Raw genomic sequence first — 19,812 nt, forward strand, 5'->3', positions numbered from 1 at the left:
GGCTTTGGGAGCCTGGCTGCATCGCTGGGAAACACAATGCACGCTTACCTATTCTAATGCCTGCAAGGTTCGGCCATAGTTGAGCTACCGAACCCAGGAGGCGCAGGCACCATGGCAGCAGGACAGGTTGACGGAAACATCGTGATCGTAGGGGCAGGCCTGGCCGGTGCCACTGCTGCGCGGACGCTCCGGTCCGAGGGATACTCCGGCCCCGTCATCCTGATTGGCAGCGAAGGCCACAACCCCTATATTCGCCCGCCCCTCTCGAAGGACTACCTGCTGGGCAAGGAAGGCGAAGACAAAGCCGCGGTGGTGCCGCGGGACTGGTACGAGGAGAACGACGTCGACCTCCGCCTTGGCGCGTCCGTCACCGGTATACGGCCGGACGCGGGCACGGTGTTGCTGAACGACGGAACGGCACTGCCGTACCAGTCGCTGCTGCTGGCCACTGGCGCGGTACCGCGCACCATTCCGCTGCCGGGGAGCGAGTTATCAGGGGTCACCACGTTCCGCACCCTTGATGACAGCCGCTGGCTGCGGAAGTCCCTGGACCAGGGCGGAAAGAACGTAGTGATGATCGGCTCCGGCTGGATAGGCATGGAACTGGCAGCAGCCGCGGCTACATATGGCAACAACGTCACGTTGCTCGGCTTGGAGGACGTTCCGCTGGCCGCCGCGATCGGCCCGGAGTTGGGCCGGTTCTTCCGATCGCTTCATGAAGCCCATGGCGTGGACTTTAGGCTTCCGGCGTCAGCCCACGAACTCAGGGGTTCCGACGGCGCCGTCTCTGCAGTGGTCACTGACAGCGGGGAAGTCCTGCCTGCCGATGTTGTGGTGATTGCCGTGGGAGTTGAACCCGCCGTCGGTCTCGCACACACTGCGGGGCTGAAAGTAGACAACGGCATCCTCACCGACGCGTCCCTGCGGACGAGCGTTCCGGGGATCTTCGCGGCAGGAGACGTTGCCAACGCCCTGCACCCGTTCACCGGAGAGCACTACCGCAGCGAGCACTGGTCCAACGCCCTGAACGGCGGCAAGGTGGCAGCCCGGGCGATGCTGGGCCAGGACGCCACGCACAGCACCATCCCGTACTTCTACACGGACCAGTTCGAGGTCAGCATGGAATACTCAGGCTTCCCCGCTCTGGCAACCGGCACGGAACCGGTGATCCGGGGTTCGCTGGAGGACAAGGAATTCATCGCGTTCTGGCAGCGCGACTCCCGCGTGGTGGCCGGCATGAGCGTCAACTGGCCCCGCACGGAGGGCCCCGGCGCGCAGAAGGTCATCAAGGCCCTCATCTCGGGCCGCCACCCCGTGGGGCCCGAGCGGCTTGCAGACGCCTCAACTGGCCTGGATCAGGTGCTCCTGCCGGAGGCCTGACGAGCCACTGTCCCTGCGGTTTGGATGGAGGATTCGTGCCCGGCCATCCCGGCCGCCCGAGCCCTGGAATAGGCATCCGGCAGTGCCGCAAGGAGCGCGTCAACATCTGCTTCCGTTGACGTGTGGCCCAGGCTGAACCGCTGCGCGCCGCGGGCGGTTTCCTCGTCCAGTCCCATGGCGAGGAGCACGTGCGAGGGCCGCGGTACTCCGGCTGTGCAGGCAGATCCGGTGGACGATTCCACCCCGGCGAGGTCCAAAAGGAAGAGCAGGGAGTCGCCTTCACAGCCGGGGAAGGTGAAATGCGCATTGCCGGGTAGCCGTCCCCCATCAGGGGCTCCCCGAAGGACGGCTTCCGGGATGGACCGCCGGACGCCGTCGATGAGCCGGTCGCGGAGTGCTGTGATCCTGGCTGATTCCTCGGGAAGGCTGACGGTTACGGCTTCGGCCGCCGCAGCGAAGGCGGCGATGGAAGCAGTGTCCAGGGTTCCGGAGCGGACGTCCCGCTCCTGGCCGCCGCCATGCTGCACGGGGGTCAGCTTGACTGCACGTCCCAGCAACAATGCCCCAACCCCAACGGGCCCGCCGATCTTATGGCCGGAAACGGACATCGCATCCAGCCCTGACGCCTTGAAATTAATGGGCAGCGAGCCAAAAGCCTGGACTGCGTCCGAATGGACCGGCACGCCGGCTGCGTGGGCCAGCTCAACGATTTCCGGGATGGGCTGGATGCTGCCCACCTCGTTGTTTGCCCACATTACGGTCACCAGCGCAATGGTTTCCGGTTCCCGCGCCAGTTCTGCTTTGAGGACCGCAAGGTCAACGACGCCGTCGCCGTCCACCGGGAGCCAGGTGACCACAGCACCTTCATGCCGTTCCAGCCATTCCACGGTGTCCAGCACGGCATGATGCTCGACGGCGGAACACAGAATGCGCCGCCGGGCGGGGTTCTCACCCGATCGGGACCAGAACAGGCCCTTGACGGCCAGGTTGTCGGCCTCCGTACCGCCGGACGTGAAAATGACTTCGGAGGGGTGCGCCCCGGCGGCTGCGGCAAGGGTTTCCCGGGCGTCTTCAACTGATCTGCGCGCCCGGCGGCCGGAACCGTGGAGGGAAGACGGGTTGCCGGTGCGGGCCAGCTCCCGGGTCAGGGCAGCCAGCGCCTCTGCGGAGAGGGGCGTGGTGGCTGCATGATCGAGGTAAACGGGCACCCATCAATTCTAGCCGCCGTCCCTGGTATAGATTCGAGCGGTGAAAACGTCCCCCAAAGCCTCCATCTTCCTTGTCCTGGCCACGCTCTTCTGGTCCGGGAACTTTGTGGTGGGACAGGCAGCGGTGACGTCGATGACTCCAGTGGAACTGACCTTCTGGCGCTGGGCGTTCGCTGCCCTCCCGTTATTGGCCTTGGCCCAGATAGTGGACCGCCCCGATTGGCGGGCTGTCCTGCGATACTGGCCCACGCTGCTGCTCCTTAGCTTCCTTGGCATGGGGGGCTACACGCTGCTTCTTTACACCGCACTGCTGCACACATCCGCCTTGAATGCCTCGCTCATCACGGCGGCCAACCCTGCGCTGATCGTTGTCCTGGCTGCAGTGGTGCTCGGCGACCGGCCCGGCGTCCTCGGCTGGGGAGGCATCGGATTGGGGCTTTCCGGGGTTCTGCTGGTCCTGACCGGCGGTGACTTCCAGCGGTTGCTGAGGTTTTCTTTCAACCTGGGCGAACTCCTGATGCTGGGCGCTGTTGCCGTGTGGAGTTTCTACACCATCATCGCCCGCCGCCTGCCGGTCCCTGCGATCTCCGCTACGGCAGTTCAGGTTGCGATGGCCACTGTGGTCCTTGCTCCGGTCGCCGTGGCAACAGGAGCACAGCTGCCCGGGACGGCAGCCGGCAGTTGGTCATTGGCTTACATCGCGGTCTTCCCCTCTCTCGGCGCCTACCTCCTGTGGAACCTGGCCCTCAAGACGACTGCCCCTGGGACGGCGGGCAACTACCTCAACCTCATGGTGGTTTTTACGGCCGTCATCACTGTCCTGTTGGGCGCGGCCATCAGTTTGCCCCAAATCCTGGGCGGCCTGCTGGTGGTCGGCGGCGTTATGCTCACCAGCGCATGTCCCTCCCGAAGATCCCCTGGCATCAAGCCAGGAAAAGAGAGAGGGCTCAAGTGGATGGGGGAACGATGATCAGGCGGGCGGCCACGTCCTGTCGCGCCGCTGCCAGCGTGGACGCGTCGGGGCACGAAACCGAAATGTAGACGGACGAGGCCGGAATACTAAACAAACGGGCCATGACGGCCGTCGCCTTCGCTCCCGGCGCAACTGGCTGCTCCAGCACGAGCACCTCAACACGGGGGCCGGGCTTGTCCGGCTCTCCGCCCCAGCGCAGGGTATCCGTCTTGAGGTATTCAGGGAGGATGCTCGGATCAAGGTAGGCGAAGAGGCCAACTGTGGAGGCCCGGTCATCAGTGGCGACCAGAGGGGTCTGGTTCGTCCGCACCTTCGCGGCGACGAGGCAGCCATCGCTCTTGGCATACTGGCTCTCCCCCGCGACGTTTTCCTTGACTGGCTTCCAGCCCGGCGCGTCTTTCAGCCCGTCGGAAATGCCCACAGGAGTTCCGGGCGCCAGTGTCCCGCCGGCGGCCAAGGGAAGGTCCTTGGCTGCCACCGCCTCGGCGTCATGGCCCGGGGTGATGGTGGGGGTGGCCAGTCCGGGGGTCGAGTGTTCCACCCTGGGGGCGGACGGGTCCTGGATGTCAATACTGCAGCCGCCCAGTACTGCGGCACCCAACAAAGATGCGGTGAGCAGCGTCGTCGCGGACGTTGCTGTGGTCCCCCGTGATTTCATTCCACCCCAATGCCTGGCCGGCTGTCCGGCGCCTCGGGCGTACTTCGCTCCGCCCCTCAAAGAGTCTAAACGTCGCGGCGGTCCTTCAGTGCGGAAAGGAAACAGGCCCGACTGCGGACCAGGCCCTGGCAGCTACGCCAGGATCCGCCGTCGGGCCGCGCATCAGGCGTAATCCACATCCACTGGCGCCGATGATGCCAGCCACGGGAACCTCAACTGCCGGCGCGGACGTTGTCAGAATGGGCCGTTAAACTGGGCCTACCTGACTATGGGCCCTCCCCGCCGCTGTGGACTGGCCACACCAACAAAAGGACAAGTGCTTGACCGAGAGCAGCAACTCCCATTACCAGGTGCTCCGTATCGCCGTGACAGCCACTGATAAAGAGATCAAAGTTGCTTACCGCCGTGCGGCCCGCAAGGCTCATCCCGATCACGGCGGTGACGCTGCCGCCTTCCGCCGCGTCACCGCAGCCTACGAAACACTCATCGATCCCAAGCGCAGAAGCGCCTACGACCGCTCCTACGCGGCCGGGACCGGGGGCGATTCGGGCAACGCCGATGCCGGTCCGCACTTTGACGCGCCGGCCGCCGGAAGCCACGCGTCAGCCACGGTCCACCGTCCCAACACGCCGCGCAACACAGCCGGCGACGCCCCTGTCTACATCCCGCCCTACGACCCGGCCGCATTCGAGCGGGCCGGCGCGGTCCCGCTCATTCCGCTCGTCCAGGCCAGCCAACAGGTGCACGGCATGCCAAGGAAGCGCGGCATCTTCGGAGCCGATGCCCGCATCCAGCGCGAAATGCGGACCGTTCAGCTCATCAGCAGGCAGATCCTGCCTGCCATACCGGCCGCACGGCTGATCAACGGGTTACAGTCACCGGCTGACAACAGCCACATCGACCATGTGCTGCTGTCCGGCTACCGCCTGGCGGTTATCGGTTCCATGCTTCTGCCCAAAGGAGCGTACGCCTGGGACGGCAGGACCCTAAACCATGGTGGGCGTTCCATCCCTCCTCCACAGTTGGCGCACGTTGTCCGCGCAATGCAGGACATCTTCCCTGAAATGAACGTCACCGGCTGGACCGTTGTGCACAGCCCCGACGGGAACCTGCATGAGCCCGTGATCGACCGCCACAGAAGGTCCGCGGATGCCCTCGAGACGGTCCAGGTAGTAAACGCTGCCGGGCTGGTCCGCGGCCTCAAGCAGTTCCTCTCCTCAGGCCCGGTACCCAACACCGTCAATGTGTCAGTGCTTGCCAGGCTTCTGCGGGGCATGCACTGACCGCAGTAGCTAGGATGGGATGGTGTTCCGCATCCTCTTCCACTCCCCCGAAATTCCGGGCAACACCGGCAATGCCATCCGGCTCGCAGCCATTACCGGTGCCGAGCTGCACCTGGTGGAACCCCTGGGGTTCGATTTTTCTGATGCCAAGCTCCGCCGCGCCGGCCTGGATTATCACGACCTCGCAGTTGTGACCGTCCACAAGAGCATCGAAGACGCCTGGATCGCGCTCGAGCCTGAGCGTGTGTACGCGTTCACCTCTGACGGGGCCGCCAGCTACACGGACATCGCCTACCAGCCCGGTGATGTCCTGATGTTCGGCCAAGAATCCGTTGGCTTGCCTGAACACATCAAACACGACTCCCACGTGACCTCCACGGTGCGGCTGCCCATGCTCCCAGCGCTTCGGTCGCTTAACCTCGCGAATGCTGCCTCCATCGCGGTCTATGAGGCGTGGCGGCAGCAAGGATTCGCCGGAGCCAAAACCTGACCAGGCCGCCCAAGGCGGATCGCGGCGGCACTGCAGAGGTTGGCGGATTTTTCCTGAACCGGCCAATCCACACCCCTTCCTGGCACGAATCACTCCTGAGACATTCCACAGTGGACAAGGAGCGGCAGGTGAGGGCAGCGGAGGCCGCAAGGAGCACGGATTTGCCAGGCCTGCTAGGCACCTGCGGCAACCTGGGCCTGGCTGCTCCTGAACCAATGCCCGGACACCTATGCTTGGAAGTGATGGAAACTCCCAACGCGCCGAATTATGAGGCCCCTGCAGCCGTCACAGAGTCACCGACCGACGTCAGCCAACGCCTTGCCCTACTGCTGGGCCGCATCGCCCAGGGCGACCAGGACGCGTTCGCGGAGTTTTACCAGTTGACGTCCCGCCGTGTTTTTGGCATGGCCCGGAGGGTCCTGATTGACCCGGAACTCAGTGAGGACACCACCCAGGAGGTCTTCATCCAGGTCTGGCAGAACGCCGCCAAGTTCAACCCCGACGCCGGAAGTCCACTCTCCTGGCTGATGACTATCTCCCACAGGCGGGCGGTGGACAAAGTACGGTCTTCGCAGTCCTCAACAGACCGCGAAGCCCGCTACGGCGCGAGCAGCCAGGACATCGACCACGATTCCGTGTCCGACGAGGTGGGCAGCAAACTCGAGGCCGAAGCCGTGGTCCGCTGCCTGGAGACGCTGACCGAAACACAGCAGGAATCTGTTCGGCTTGCCTACTATGGCGGACTCACCTACAGGGAAGTCGCGGAACGGCTCAATGCAGCAGTACCCACCATCAAGTCCCGCATCCGCGATGGACTGATCCGATTGAAGACCTGTCTGGGGGTGAGTTGAGATGACAGAAATGAATAGTCAGGGCAGCAGCAGCCGGGGGACGTTCGGCGAGACCGTGCCGGCCGACCTCGCGTCGGGCCGCGCCGTCGACCTGGCGGAACTGTACGCCCTTGATGCGGTGACCGACGCCGAGCGCGCGGCGATTGACCAATACATCTCCTCAGCCCCAGAGGCTGAACGGAGATTATTCCAGGAGCGGGTGCGCCAAGCCAGGGAAACGCTGGCGAAGACGTTCACTGCCGAGGAAGAGCCGCCGTCGGACCTCTTTGCCCGTATCATCGCACAGCTTCCGGCCCAGGGTTCCGCTCAGGCAGCCGCGGCCGCGCCGGAGGCCACACCGGCCGTACCGTTGCATCAGCCTGCACCCGCGGTGGACGGCGACGAACTATCCGCAGCCCGTCAGCGCAGGGAAGATCGACGCCGGCCGGGCAGTGCCCGCCGTTGGCTCGCCGGTGTTGCCGCAGCGGCCGTGATCGCGCTTGGCGGCGTGGGCGTGGGCGCCTACCTTGCAGACCAGAATGATCCGCTCAACCAGGTGATCCGCGCAGAAGACGTCCGTGAGGCGTCGGTGCCGGTCTCCGCCGGAGGTACCGCCACAGTCCTGATTTCGTCCTCCAAAGACGCCGTCGTGGTCAAGATGAACGGGGTTCCCGCACCGCCGGCCGGCAAGGTCTACCAGATGTGGCTGATCCCCAAGGACGGTTCGGCGCCGGTTTCACAGGGGCTGATGGACGAAGCGGCGCTGTCCAAGCCTGCCGTGGTGAAGGGCATCGCTTCGGCGGCGGCCCTTGGCATCACGGTGGAACCTGTGGGAGGCTCGTCCTCCCCCACGTTCCCCACAGTTGCTGCCGCACCTCTCAGCACTTGAGCCCACGAGCCCAACTAGGTAGCAGCAGATGCTGTTTTGAGGGCCCAAAACGACATCTGCTGCTACCTAGTTGGCTCTAAAAGCCGGCGATCGTTCCTGATCCGTTGACTGCCACGACGTGGAATGCCTCGGCACTGCGCCCGGCCGGCAGCCCTGCCCGCCCGGCATTTGCCTGCATCCCGGCGCGGACGGCCGCCTCCATGACCTCAACGTCGGGGTGCTGGCTGACATGGACGTGTATCGCCTTCAACTTGGTGTCCACGTGGTCGGTAACGTCCACGAAGTGGTTTTCCCGTTCTTCCGGGCCCGCGTACAGCCACAACCACGGGAGCTTATAGGCTTCCAGGCCGGCTTCGGCGAGTTCCGGGTACGCAAAGGGGTTCTCCAGCGCCGGGTAGACGGCGCGCGTGACCGCCTCGCCGACAGCCAGGTGGTCCGGGTGGCTCTTCTGGATCCGTTTCCAGTTGCGCTCCGGATGCATGGCGAGCACAACGTCGGGCCGGAGTTCCCTGATGAGCTTGACCACGCCCTTCATGACCTCGTGTGAGGGCTCCAGGTAGCCATCCCGCTGATGGAGGTAATGGATATCGGAGACCCCAACGAGTTCTGCTGCCCGGAGTTGTTCCGCCGCGCGCAGGGCGATGATGTCCGCCCGGTGGGCCGGATCAAAGCCGCCGGCATCGCCGTCGGTCATGATGCAGTAGCTCACCTGCACCCCCGCTGCAGTCCAAGCGGCAATAGTGCCGGCCGCGCCAAAGTCGATGTCGTCAGGATGGGCCGCGAAACAGAGCACCCGCCCAACCCGGTGCGTTGCGGGGTTGAACGGGCTCTGTGCTGAAACAGCAGGATCGGTCAAAGAATCAGCCTTTTCGCTTCTTGATTTCTTCCGTGGCCTGGGGCAGGACGTCGAAGAGGTCCCCGATAATGCCAAAGTCGGCGATCTCGAAGACTGGCGATTCGGCATCCTTGTTCACGGCCACAATCACCTTGGCCGTCTGCATCCCGGCCTTCTGCTGGATGGCTCCGGAAATTCCCGCAGAAATGTACAACTGCGGGGATACCGTCTTGCCGGTTTGGCCCACCTGGGCGTCATGGCTGATCCAGCCCGCATCGGTCGCCGCGCGGGAGGCGCCGACGGCTGCTCCGAGGGCGTCGGCCAACTGCTCGACAGGGCCGAAGTCGCCGTCCACGCCGCGTCCACCGGCCACTACGATGCGCGCATCGGTGAGGTCGGGCCGGCCACTGGCCACCTTCTGCTCACGGGCCGTGATGCGCGCGGCGGCCGAGGTGCTGTCAGCCGGCACGTCAAGCGTGACCGATTCGGGAGCAGTAGGCGCCGCAGCGGGCTCGGGCGTGACGTTGTTGGCCTTGACTGTGAGCACCGAGACCGGCGTGGTGGTCTTCGCGGCGGTGTTGTAGGAACCAGCGAGGACCGATTTGTGTGCTGTACCGTCCTGGTCCACGGCCACTACATCGGTAATGACGCCCGCCGAGAGGCGGATCCCCAGGCGCGCGGCAATTTCCTTGCCCTCCGGGGAGTTGTCCAGGAGCACCGTGGTGGCTCCGGCCGCCTGGGCCGCCGCTGTCAGGTAGGCGGCCTTCGGTGCCACCAGGTAGTCGTCCAGGTCCCGCGCGGACGGGCGGTAGACGCTACTGACGCCGTATTCGGCGAAGGCTGCCGACACGTCGCTGCTGAGCTCGCCGTTGACAGCTACTGCCGTTTCGCCCAGGGAACGTCCCAACGTGAGCAGTTCGAGGCTGCTCTTCTTCAGCGCGGCGCCAGGGTTGTCAATGAAAATAAGTACGTTTGCCATGTCTGTGATCCCTCTTAGAGCAGCTTCTGGGCGGCCAGGAAGTCCACCAGCTTGATGCCGGCGTCGCCTTCGTCGGTGATGATGGTGCCGGCGGTGCGGGGCGGGCGTTCCTCTGCCGACGTCACCGTGGTCCACGATCCGGCGTGACCCACCTGCGAGGGATCAACTCCGATGTCCGCGAGTGAGAGCGTAGTGATGCTCTTGCGCTTGGCCGCAATGATGCCCTTGAAGTTGGGGTAGCGGGGCTCGTTGATCTGGTCGGTTACCGACACCACCGCCGGCAACGGCGCTTCGACGGTCTCGGAGTACGTGTCGGCGTCGCGGCGCGCGGTGAGCCGTCCGCCGTCGACCTCCAGGGACGAGGCAAAGGTAACCTGCGGCAGGCCCAGCCGTTCTGCCAGCTGTGCTGGCACCAGGGAGGTTTCGCCGTCGGTGGAGGCCATTCCGGTCAGCACCAAGTCCACGGGGGCTCCTGCGCCGAGGTGACGGATGGCCGCCGCAAGGGCGAGCGAGGTGGCGGCGGCATCCGAGCCGGCCAGGGCGTCATCGGTGAGGTGCACGCCTTCGGTGGCGCCCATCTGCAGCGACTTCTTGACGGCGTTCACGGCACCGGAGGGTCCCATGCTGAGGGCGATGACCTGGTTTCCGGCTTTGCTGCCGCCCCGGGCCTCGGCCAGCTGCAGTGCTGCCTCAAGCGCGTATTCGTCCAGCTCGGACAGGATGCTTTCGTCACGGTCCGTGGTGTAGCCCTCCCCGTTGAGGTGCCGGTCGAACTGGGCGTCCGGTACATGCTTGACCAGGACGATGATCTTCAATGTCTCTTCCACTGTATTTACAGCAGCCTTCCATGCTTGTGGATAGCCAGCCGGGTGAGGTCATGGCCGCGGAACGCCCGGGGTACGGGTAGATCCTAGCTAACCATATAGAAGTACCCCGGCGACGTCGCGTTAACGCCTGTGTCAACCGGTTTGCCCATGGCGCAGAAATGACGACGGCGGGCCCCCCTTTCCAGGGAGGCCCACCGTCGTCGGAACTACTTTTTGGCAGAACAGGTTCCGGGGACCTACTGCTCGGCTGCGGCGCCGAGCGTAACATCCAGCGTCTGTTCCTGGCCGTTCCGCTGGACCGTGATCTTGACCTTGGCGCCGGCGGCCTGCTCGCGGACCGCGGCAGTCAGCTGGTTGGGTTCGCTGATGGTGAGGTCGTTGAAGCGGGTGATGACGTCGCCCACCTTGATGCCGGCATTCGCTGCGGCCGAACCCGGTTCGACCGTAGCGACGTCGGCACCGACGGAAAAGCCTGAAGAGGATGAGGTGGATGACTTGTCCTTGACGCTGACGCCCAACTGGCCATGGGAAACCTTACCGGTATCGATGATTTCCTGCGCCACGCGCTTGGCGTGGTTGATCGGGATGCTGAAGCCCACACCGATGTTGCCGCTGGAGGAGGAGTCGGATCCCGCCGAGGCGATGGCAACGTTGACGCCGATGATCTCGCCCTTGCTGTTGACCAGTGCGCCGCCGGAGTTTCCGGGGTTGATGGCCGCATCAGTCTGGATCACATTGATGGAAATGGAGCCCTGGTCCGTCGGCTGCTGGCTTTGGCCACCGCCCGGTGGCGCAAACTTGAAGCCGCCCTCGTCGTCGCCTTCGGACTCGTCCCCGTCCTTCGGCGCCGCTGACGACGCCACGCTGATGGTCCGGTTCAGGGTGGAAACGATGCCGTCCGTCACTGTTCCGGTGAGGCCCAGCGGGGAGCCGATGGCAATGGCCGTGTCCCCAACGTTGAGCTTGCCGGAGTCCCCGAGGGTCGCAGGCCTCAGGCCGGAGGCGTCGTCCACCTTGATGACTGCGAGGTCGGAGAGCGGGTCGGTGCCCACAAGCTTTGCGGCGATCACCCGGCCGTCACTCGTACGGACCTCAAGTGCCGCGTTGGCCGTCGCTCCATCCAGGGTCACTACGTGGGTGTTCGTCAGGATGTGGCCTTCATCGTCCAGGATGATGCCCGAGCCCGTACCGCCTGAACTGCCACTGCTGGCGCTGATGGTCACCACGCTCGGGGAAGCCTTCAGTGCAGCCGCGGTGATTGCGTTGACGTCGTCTTTGTTGTTGACGATGACCGTTTCTGGCTGGCTGCTGCCGACAGCGGAGGAATTCCCGCCGTCGAAGAGGTCGCCCGAACCCACCGTGGCCACTCCGCCGCCCACCAGTCCGGCCGCGAGGATACTGGCTACGAGGGTGCCTACACCGAAACTTGCCTTTCGGCGGGGCGCGTCGGCAGGGTTCGGAGCCAGTGCCACTCCGCCTCCGCCCTGCCCGGCAGAGTGAGCGTGCTGGCCGTACTGCGGCTGATGGTACTGCTGGCCCTGGCTGTGGGGACCGGCCTGGTTGTGGCCAGCGTCGTTGTGCGCGCCGAAGGTTTGGCCGGGCTGGTGTTGGCCGGGCTGGTGGTTCTGCTCCCCGTAAAAGGGTTCGCGTGGCGGGTAGACCGGACGGGGGGCGCCGGGAAGCTGCTGGGTGGGGTAGCCGGTTGTGGACTCAGTGTCGACCCTTTGGGTGGGGTTTTCTCCGGTGCTGGAGCCCGCCCGTGCTTCGGTGGGCTGCTGGTCACCATTGGGCTGCTGGTCCCCCTGGGCCGCTGACACGGGATCGTGCAGCGGTGCCGGGTGGCGAGCGGCCGGCGGTGCTGGCTGCGGCGCGTCGGGCTGCCGCGGATCCCGGGGTTCGGGCGCTGCACCTGGCGTTGGGTTCTCAGTCATTGGACTTCCTTTCATCCTCGTCTGCCATTAACTATGAACCTTTTGGCTGGAACAAATTCGGACGTTGGCTGGGAGCTTCCTGAATGCCTCGACGCCACCGCTCCAGGTCCGCCGATTTCGTTTCGCTGGTGGCATATTCGGCTTTGTGGACGCACCAATAGGTGCACCATAGAATCAAGAGGAATTGCCACAGCGACCTGCGGCTTTACACCACGCGTGGGGGCGCTGCTGCATTCTGAGACGACTGATTCGTCCCGAATCGGTGTCAGGCGTGCTGAAGGGTTGCACATGCGGTCAAAGTTCAAACGTATCCTCGCCGTGATTGGCCTGACTGGCTTGTTGGCGGCTCCCGCCGGCGCGGCCTGGGCCGAAGATCCGGTGACGCTGGATCCGGCGACGAAGATTGTCGACTCCGCCGGCGTGCTGGGCGGCGGCAAGGCCGACGTTGAGGCAGCCATCAAGAAGCTTGGCACAGACCACGCCATGGTGCTCCACGTCGTCACCGTCAAGAAGTTCGAAAACCCCACGGATCGGGAAGCCTGGTCAGACCAGGTAGCCGAAAAGGCCAGCCTTGGTTCGAATGCGCTGATTTTTGCCGTGGCCACCGAAACCAGGCAGTACGTCCTGAATAAGGGCGGCAGCAAAATCACCAACGCCCAAATCGAAAACATCAAGAGCAAAGCCATCGGCCCGCAGCTGGCGAATAACGACTACGCCAAAGCGGCCATCAATGCTGCCGCTGCCATCGGCGACGCAGCTGGAGGCGGGAGCGGCAATGTCCCGTCTGAAAATGGGGCAGGCACTGCCATCCTCGTAGGCACCGGAGTATTGGCCGCAGGAGGTGCCGGCGCCTACCTGTACCTCAGGAACAAACGCAAGAAGGCCGGCCAGGCGTCCAGCGCCAGCTACGGTCCCCAGGGTGCCGAACTCGATCCGCTGGCCTCGCTCAGTGTGGAGGAACTCCGACGCAAGAGCGGATCCCTGCTCATCGAAGCCGATGACGCGATCAAGTCCAGCGAGCAGGAGCTGATGTTCGCCCAGGCCCAGTACGGCGATTCCGCCGTCGGCAATTTCACCAAGGCGCTGGAGGAAGCCAAAGGACATATGTCCGAGTCCTTCAAACTCCAGCAGCAGCTGGATGACCATATTCCCGATACCGAAGAGCAGCAGCGCAGCTGGCTGGGCGAGATCATCCGCCGTTCCGAGGCCGCTCTCGCTTCCCTGCAGGAACAAAAAGCCGATTTCGATTCACTGCGCGAGCTGGAGAAGAACGCGCCACAGGCACTCGCCACGGTCAAGGCCGGGGCGCGGGAAGCCGACGCCAAGATCGCCAACGCTGAGCAGTCGCTGACGACTCTCCGCTCCAAATATGCGGACAGCGCCCTGGTCCAGGTCGCAGACAACATCACGCAGGCCAAAGAGCGGCTGGCCTTCGTCCAGAACGCCACGGAAACTGCAGAGCAGAAACTGGCTGAAGGAGAAGCCAGCCTCGCGGCAGTGGCTGTCCGCGCCTCCGAAGAGAGCCTCCACCAGACCAACGTTCTCCTCGACGCGATTTCCAAGGTCTCCACCAGCTTGGATGAGGCCCGCAACGGCCTTGAAGCCGCCGTCGTGGATACCTCCCAGGACCTCGCGCAGGCCCGGGCCATGATCCAGTCCGGTGCCCACCCCGAACTCGCCGGCCCGGTGGCAGGCGTCGAGTCCGCCCTGGGGCAGGTCAAGGCTGAAATTCAAGGCGGAAAGATCGATCCCATCGCTACCCTGCAGCGCGTCGAAACGGCACACCAGGCACTGGACCAGGCGCTGACCGGAATCCGCGACCAGCAGGAACAGGCTCGCCGGGCACAGGCCTCGTTGCAACAGACCATCATGTCCGCGCAAGCCCAGATCAGTGCCACGTCGGACTACATCACGGCACGCCGCGGCGGGGTCGGCACGGAGGCCCGCACCCGACTGGCTGAATCCCAGCGAAACCTGGACTACGCACTCTCCATTTCCCGCAATGATCCCGTCACTGCCCTCACGTACGCCCAGCAGGCGCACGCCCTCGCAGCCCAGGCCGCCCAGCTGGCCCAGGCCGACGTCGACAACTTCGGCGGCTATGCCAACCAGGGCTACGGCGGTGGAGGCATGTTCGGCGGAGGCGGCGGAGGTGGCCTCGGCGGTGCCATTCTCGGCGGCATCCTCATCAACTCCATCCTCAACGGCGGCAGCGGCGGCGGTTGGGGCGGCGGCCACAGCGACGGCGGCGGCTGGGGCGGCGACGGCGGCGGCGGCTTCGGCGGTGACTCCGGCGGCGGCTGGGGCGGCGATTCCGGCGGCGGCGGAGACTTCTGACCCATAGGACTAGGCGCCGGGCGGAACGACCCACCCGGCGGATAGATAGCGGTACAACAACTGTTCACTGATTTCAGTGGCCACCACTGAGCAGGACGAAAGGTAACACCATGGTTAAGCAGTCCATTTTCGGCCGCATCGCGCAGCTTGCAAAGGCAAATATCAACTCCTTGCTGGACAACGCTGAGGATCCGCAGAAGATGCTGGACCAGATGGTCCGGGACTACACCAACAACATCGCCGAGGCCGAATCGGCTGTGGCGCAGACCATCGGCAACCTGCGCATGCTCGAGGACGACTACAACGAAGACGTCAAGAATGCCCGCGACTGGGGCAACAAGGCCCTCGCTGCGTCGCGCAAGGCCGACGAGTACCGCAGCAGCGGCCATGCTGCGGACGCCGAAAAGTTCGACAACCTGGCCAAGGTGGCGCTGCAGCGCCAGATGTCTGCCGAGAACGAAGCCAAGGGCGCAGAGCCCAGTATCTCTTCCCAGCGGGAAGTGGTGGACAAGCTTAAGACCGGCCTGGACCAGATGAAGGGTAAGCTCAACGAGCTCACCAGCAAGCGCAATGAGCTCGTGGCCCGTTCCAAGACAGCAGCGGCCCAGTCGCAGGTCCACGATGCCATCAAGAGCATCGACTTCATGGACCCCACGTCCGAGGTAGGCCGGTTCGAGGAAAAGATCCGCCGCGAAGAGGCCAAGGTCAGGGGCCAGCAGGAACTTGCCGCCTCCAGCCTGGACGCCCAGTTCAACCAGCTTGAGGACCTCGGCGAGCAGGTCGAGATCGAAGCGCGCCTTGCCGCGCTGAAATCCGGCAACACAAGCAAGCCCGCACTTGGTGCCTCGGCCGGCGGTCAGGGTGCTGAGTCCACGGTGGACGAAGCGGACTTCGACAAGCTGTAACCAGCAGGTATCCGGGCTCGCCGGGCAGGCTCAAGGCCGGGGTTCGCAACGAACCCCGGCCTTCGCCGTCTCCTGAACGCTGAACGCTGAACTCAGCATCACCCCCGCCTCAGCCCGTGCCGCTCGTTCCCGGATGTGTGTAGCGTGGAGGGCATGTCCTCCCCCGCCGCAACCTCCATCGTCTGGCTCCGTGATGACCTCCGACTGGACGACAACCCCGCGCTGATGCGGGCCGTCGAGCTCGGCCTGCCCCTGACTGTTCTGTACATCCTCGACGAGGAATCGGCCGGAATCCGGCCTCTCGGAGGAGCAGTCCGCTGGTGGCTGCACCACTCACTGGCCTCGCTCGCCGCCGATCTCGAGGACGCCGGATCCACTTTGGTCCTCCGCCGGGGACCGGCGGCCCGGATCATCCGGGACCTGGTCCAGGAAACCGGCGCAGGCCATATCCTATGGAACCGCCGCTACGGCGGTCCGGAACGGGCTGTGGACACCAGTATCAAGGAATGGGCCGCCGGGGAGGGCATCGAAGCAGCCAGCTTTCAGGCCACCCTCCTCTTCGAGCCATGGACCGTTACTACCGGCAGCGGCGGCCCGTACAAGGTCTTTACGCCATTTTGGCGCGCCTGCCTCGCCTCAGGGGAGCCCCGGTTGCCCTTCGACGCGCCCGCCGCCCTGCCATCCCCCGCCAAGGCGGGCCGGGACAACTATGCCAAAAGCGATGCGCTGGAGTCGTGGTCGCTGTTGCCGGAATCACCCGACTGGAGCGGTGGCCTGGCGGAAACCTGGGAACCGGGCGAAGCGGGCGCGCACGGCCGCTTGGAGGATTTCCTGGACGGCCCGGCGGCCGACTACGGAACCGGCAGGGACGTCCCCGGCATAGAGGGAACCAGCAGGTTGTCCCCCTATCTCCGCTTCGGCGAAATCAGTCCGTTCCGCGTGTGGCATGCGCTCAGGCAGCGGTTTCCGAGCCAGGCGCCGGCCGACGTCGGCATCTTCCGGTCCGAGATTGGCTGGAGGGAATTCTGCTGGCACCTCCTCTATGTGAATCCGCAGCTCGCAACCCGCAATTATCGGCCGGAGTTCGACGACTTTGCCTGGGAGGAACCATCCCAGGCCGAGCTCGGAGCCTGGCAGCAAGGCAGCACAGGTTACCCGTTGGTGGACGCCGGCATGCGCCAGTTGTGGACGACCGGTTGGATGCACAACCGGGTTCGGATGGCAGCCGCCTCATTCCTGGTCAAGAACATGCTGGCAGACTGGCGCCTGGGTGAGGAATGGTTCTGGGACACATTGGTCGACGCTGACTCGGCCAGCAACCCGGCGAACTGGCAGTGGGTGGCCGGTTCAGGGGCGGACGCGTCGCCCTACTTCCGAATCTTCAATCCGGTCACGCAGAGCAAGAAGTTCGACGCCGGCGGACGGTACCTAAGAAAGTATGTCCCGGAGATCGCGGGCCTCAGCGATAAGGACATCCATGAGCCGTGGAAGAACAGTGAGGCTGCAGGCGGCTACCCGTCGCCGCTGGTCTCCTTGGCCGAATCCCGGGAGCGGGCGCTGGAGACCTATCAGAGGCTGAAGGACGGCCGTTAGCGGCTGACTTTGCCCATCAGGGACGCGATGGGCCGCAGGAAGATGGGCCTGGCAAGGAACCAGGCTGCCACCATCACGGCCACCGACACGAGGAAGATCCAGAAGCCGAGCCAGCCGTCGCCGTCGGACACTGCGTACATGTGGTTCAGGTTGCGCAGGGCGCCGGTCGCCAGCACCAGGAACACGTGCACCACGATGAACGCCACAAAATAGATCATGACGGGGAAATGGATCGCCCGTGCCAGTTCGATCGGGTACGCCTTGTTCAGGGCGCTTGCCTTCTTAGGCCAGGCCGAGGAGGTCCGGATGCCGGAGATAAAGGCCAGGGGCGCTGCGATAAATACAGTGAGGAAGTAGGTCAGTAACTGCAGGGCGTTGTAGTTGACCCAACCGTTTTCGGTAGGCCAGTTCAGCGATGCGTACTGCAGGGCCGCGGACAACGCGTTCGGGAAGACATCCCAGCTCGTGGGGACAATCCGCATCCACTGTCCCGTGGCAAAGAGGAGGATGGCAAACACCACTCCGTTGAGGATCCACAAGGCGTCCAGCGTCAGGTGGAACCACAGTTCCAGGGTGATCTTTGTGGGCGGCGTCTTGGTTTTGATCAGGCCCTTGTTGTTGCGCGTCCAGTGACCGCTGGGCCGGGTGGTGGTCCGCACCTGCCAGCCTGTCCGGATGATCAGCAGCAGGAAAAACCCATTGAGGAAATGCTGCCATGCGAGCCAGGCAGGGAATCCCACCGGAGCGCCCTTCGGGAGCTCGGAATGGCCGGGGTAGTCCACCAGGAACGAAGAGACGGCCGGCAGTTCCCTCAGCCATTTCGCGAGCAGGACCACCAGCACCAGCGCCACCAAGGCAGCGGGAACACCCCAGTAGAGTTTGTTCCGCTTGCCCGTCGCAGGACCGGACTTTTTGGTGGGTGTGGACATCGAACAACATTCCTCTCGAGAATGACTGACCTGTGGCCCAAAAATCTGAGGCCCTGCGAAAGAGAATACTAGGAACTACTAGCAATCAAAGAAAAAGAAGACCCCGGGCGGCATATCTGCCGGCCGGGGCCTTCACTTGGTTGCGGGGACAGGATTTGAACCTGTGACCTCTGGGTTATGAGCCCAGCGAGCTACCGAACTGCTCCACCCCGCGTCGCTTGATCAACACTACCTTACTTTTGCCGGCACAAAATCCACGGCGCCGGAAGGGGGCATGGCAGGCCTAACCAGTTCGGGGCACTTCACCATCAGAGAGCCTTCCATCATGTTACGTTAATAAGAATAATTCTCAACAATGACGGTTGAAGTGGGCGAATCCATGAACACAGACGTGCCGGCCGTGGCCGTTGCCGGTTTCCTCGGCGCAGGCAAGACAACGTTCGTCAACCACCTTTTACGCCATCCAACTGCACGCATAGGCGTCATCGTGAATGACTTTGGCGACATCAATATTGACGCCGGCCTCGTCACAGGACAGATCGACGAACCTGTTTCCATCGCAGGAGGATGCGTTTGCTGCCTGTCGGACAGTGACGGTCTCGAAGGGGCACTCCAGAAACTGGCGAGCCGGAAACTGGGCCTCGATGCGATCCTCATCGAAGCCAGCGGGATCGCTGACCCGCTCACTCTGCGGCACCTTCTCCGTTTCAACGGTGTCAAACGCGTCCGACCGGGCGGGGTCATCGACGTTGTAGACGCGGTGGAGTACTTCCACACCATCGATTCCGGGTCCCTCCCCCCGACCCGATTCGCGGCCGCCACCCTAGTTGTCTTGAACAAAACCGATCGGCTCGATCCACAGACTCGTGAGGACACACTCGCCCGCATCGAACAACGTGTTCGCGAGCGCAACCCTTACGCCCATATCATCCGTACGCACCATGGCCGTATCGACCCCGCCTTGGTGTTCGACGCAGCAACCCGGGAGGAACCCGCTGAGGAGTTACCACTCCGCTCCCTTCTCCTCGATGCCCACACCAAACACGACGCGAAGCACCACACCGAGCCACACCAGCACGCGACAGCTGTGTCCACACAAAATAGCGGAGTAATCGACGCCGGCCGCTTGCTGGATCTCCTCGAAGAACCGCCACCGGGCGTATATCGGATCAAAGGCGCAGTCCTGGTCAACAGCGGACGCAGAATCCAGCGCTACCAGGTCAACCTGGTAGGGCGATCCATCCACATCAAAGCTCACTCCGCTACCGCTTCCACGATTTCCGGCCAACGCCCCGCGAACCAGCAACCGAATCAGCTGGTGGCGGTGGGCCTGCATGTGGACGTGCCGATCACACAGGCACGACTTCGCAGCGCCCTTGAGCCCACCCAAGGGCAGGATGCGGAGGCCGGGTTCCGGCGCCTGCAACGCTACCGGCGCCTCAGCACGTAGCCGGGAACCACCTAACGATGCCCGGCGGCGGGCACACAAGCCTTAAAACAGGAAAGTCCGGAACTGTTTCCAGTTCCGGACTTTCCGTCAGTTGCGGGGACAGGATTTGAACCTGTGACCTCTGGGTTATGAGCCCAGCGAGCTACCGAACTGCTCCACCCCGCGTCGCAAGAACAACTCTACCGTTGGGTGAACGGGAGGCCAAATCGAGATGGCGTGATGTGCGTCTCCGTAGAGCTAATGCTCCCTTTTGAACGCGTCCGGCGTGACGCCCAGCGCCGCTTAACGCCGCCGGCCTGGCCACACTCCTTGCGG

17 protein-coding genes and 2 tRNA genes are annotated in these 19,812 nt (G+C 64.2%); 10 read left to right on the forward strand and 9 right to left on the reverse strand.

Translation table 11 applies throughout. The annotated features are described in order from the left end of the window. The first annotated feature begins 111 nt into the window (after positions 1 to 111). Positions 112 to 1,380, forward strand: a complete 1,269-nt coding sequence (locus ACFC25_RS04790) for an NAD(P)/FAD-dependent oxidoreductase (protein WP_376044309.1) — start codon at positions 112 to 114, stop codon at positions 1,378 to 1,380. On the opposite strand, the gene ACFC25_RS04795 is transcribed toward ACFC25_RS04790, so the two are convergent. Continuing rightward, a complete protein-coding gene (locus ACFC25_RS04795; protein WP_337350963.1) occupies positions 1,356 to 2,588 on the reverse strand; it encodes a cysteine desulfurase family protein in 1,233 nt (410 codons plus the stop codon). The genes ACFC25_RS04790 and ACFC25_RS04795 overlap by 25 nt on opposite strands. Positions 2,589 to 2,628: 40 nt before the next feature. Here ACFC25_RS04795 and ACFC25_RS04800 point away from each other — a divergent pair, with 40 nt between their 5' ends. Further along, positions 2,629 to 3,558 (forward strand): DMT family transporter, encoded by a 930-nt coding sequence (locus ACFC25_RS04800; protein WP_376044310.1) that lies wholly within the window; start codon positions 2,629 to 2,631, stop codon positions 3,556 to 3,558. Here ACFC25_RS04800 and ACFC25_RS04805 read toward each other — a convergent pair. Continuing rightward, positions 3,536 to 4,219 (reverse strand): hypothetical protein, encoded by a 684-nt coding sequence (locus tag ACFC25_RS04805; protein ID WP_376044311.1) that lies wholly within the window; start codon positions 4,217 to 4,219, stop codon positions 3,536 to 3,538. The genes ACFC25_RS04800 and ACFC25_RS04805 overlap by 23 nt on opposite strands. 320 nt (positions 4,220 to 4,539) lie before the next feature. On the opposite strand from ACFC25_RS04805, the gene ACFC25_RS04810 reads away from it, so the two are divergent. From ACFC25_RS04810 to ACFC25_RS04825, 4 genes are all read left to right on the forward strand, one after another. Beyond that, positions 4,540 to 5,502 (forward strand): DnaJ domain-containing protein, encoded by a 963-nt coding sequence (locus tag ACFC25_RS04810; RefSeq protein WP_337345745.1) that lies wholly within the window; start codon positions 4,540 to 4,542, stop codon positions 5,500 to 5,502. A gap of 22 nt (positions 5,503 to 5,524) precedes the next feature. Beyond that, the gene (locus ACFC25_RS04815; protein WP_376044312.1) at positions 5,525 to 5,992 is read left to right on the forward strand and encodes a tRNA (cytidine(34)-2'-O)-methyltransferase; all 468 of its coding nucleotides are present in this window, start codon (positions 5,525 to 5,527) and stop codon (positions 5,990 to 5,992) included. A gap of 242 nt (positions 5,993 to 6,234) precedes the next feature. Further along, positions 6,235 to 6,843, forward strand: coding sequence for a sigma-70 family RNA polymerase sigma factor (locus tag ACFC25_RS04820; RefSeq protein ID WP_337345934.1), 609 nt, complete (start codon positions 6,235 to 6,237; stop codon positions 6,841 to 6,843). Between the two features lies 1 nt (position 6,844). Continuing rightward, positions 6,845 to 7,711: an anti-sigma factor domain-containing protein gene (locus ACFC25_RS04825; protein WP_376044313.1), complete on the forward strand. Its 867-nt coding sequence runs from the start codon at positions 6,845 to 6,847 to the stop codon at positions 7,709 to 7,711. A 76-nt stretch (positions 7,712 to 7,787) separates the two neighbouring features. Here ACFC25_RS04825 and ACFC25_RS04830 read toward each other — a convergent pair whose 3' ends face one another. The 4 genes from ACFC25_RS04830 to ACFC25_RS04845 all read right to left on the reverse strand — a co-directional run bounded on the left by ACFC25_RS04830 (position 7,788) and on the right by ACFC25_RS04845 (position 12,283). After that, entirely contained in the window at positions 7,788 to 8,567 is a 780-nt protein-coding gene (locus tag ACFC25_RS04830) for a PIG-L deacetylase family protein (protein ID WP_376044314.1), read from the reverse strand. 4 nt (positions 8,568 to 8,571) lie between these two features. Next, positions 8,572 to 9,525, reverse strand: a complete 954-nt coding sequence (locus ACFC25_RS04835) for an electron transfer flavoprotein subunit alpha/FixB family protein (protein ID WP_376044315.1) — start codon at positions 9,523 to 9,525, stop codon at positions 8,572 to 8,574. Positions 9,526 to 9,539: 14 nt separating this feature from the next. Continuing rightward, complete coding sequence (locus tag ACFC25_RS04840) at positions 9,540 to 10,340, reverse strand: electron transfer flavoprotein subunit beta/FixA family protein (protein WP_337345933.1); 801 nt, start codon at positions 10,338 to 10,340, stop codon at positions 9,540 to 9,542. Between the two features lie 248 nt (positions 10,341 to 10,588). Continuing rightward, entirely contained in the window at positions 10,589 to 12,283 is a 1,695-nt protein-coding gene (locus ACFC25_RS04845) for a trypsin-like peptidase domain-containing protein (protein ID WP_376044316.1), read from the reverse strand. Positions 12,284 to 12,571: 288 nt separating this feature from the next. Between ACFC25_RS04845 and ACFC25_RS04850 the strand changes: the two genes are divergently transcribed. From ACFC25_RS04850 to ACFC25_RS04860, 3 genes are all read left to right on the forward strand, one after another. Next, positions 12,572 to 14,620 carry a TPM domain-containing protein gene (locus ACFC25_RS04850; protein ID WP_337345740.1) on the forward strand — a complete coding sequence of 683 codons (2,049 nt, stop codon included), beginning with the start codon at positions 12,572 to 12,574 and terminating at the stop codon, positions 14,618 to 14,620. Positions 14,621 to 14,730: 110 nt separating this feature from the next. Beyond that, positions 14,731 to 15,525, forward strand: a complete 795-nt coding sequence (locus ACFC25_RS04855; RefSeq protein WP_376044317.1) for a PspA/IM30 family protein — start codon at positions 14,731 to 14,733, stop codon at positions 15,523 to 15,525. 153 nt (positions 15,526 to 15,678) lie between these two features. Next, positions 15,679 to 17,118 (forward strand): cryptochrome/photolyase family protein, encoded by a 1,440-nt coding sequence (locus ACFC25_RS04860; protein ID WP_376044318.1) that lies wholly within the window; start codon positions 15,679 to 15,681, stop codon positions 17,116 to 17,118. On the opposite strand, the gene ACFC25_RS04865 is transcribed toward ACFC25_RS04860, so the two are convergent. Together ACFC25_RS04865 and ACFC25_RS04870 are read right to left on the reverse strand one after the other, a co-directional pair. Then, entirely contained in the window at positions 17,115 to 18,047 is a 933-nt protein-coding gene (locus tag ACFC25_RS04865) for a cytochrome b/b6 domain-containing protein (RefSeq protein ID WP_376044319.1), read from the reverse strand. The genes ACFC25_RS04860 and ACFC25_RS04865 overlap by 4 nt on opposite strands. Before the next feature lie 137 nt (positions 18,048 to 18,184). Beyond that, a tRNA-Met gene (locus ACFC25_RS04870) sits at positions 18,185 to 18,261 on the reverse strand. Positions 18,262 to 18,402: 141 nt separating this feature from the next. Here ACFC25_RS04870 and ACFC25_RS04875 point away from each other — a divergent pair. Then, positions 18,403 to 19,497 (forward strand): CobW family GTP-binding protein, encoded by a 1,095-nt coding sequence (locus tag ACFC25_RS04875; protein WP_376044320.1) that lies wholly within the window; start codon positions 18,403 to 18,405, stop codon positions 19,495 to 19,497. Between the two features lie 91 nt (positions 19,498 to 19,588). Here the strand turns inward: ACFC25_RS04875 and ACFC25_RS04880 are convergent. Continuing rightward, positions 19,589 to 19,662 (reverse strand) — tRNA-Met (locus ACFC25_RS04880). Between the last annotated feature and the right edge of the window lie 150 nt (positions 19,663 to 19,812).

Source organism: Pseudarthrobacter sp. NPDC055928 (assembly GCF_042270935.1).
Taxonomy (GTDB): domain Bacteria; phylum Actinomycetota; class Actinomycetes; order Actinomycetales; family Micrococcaceae; genus Arthrobacter.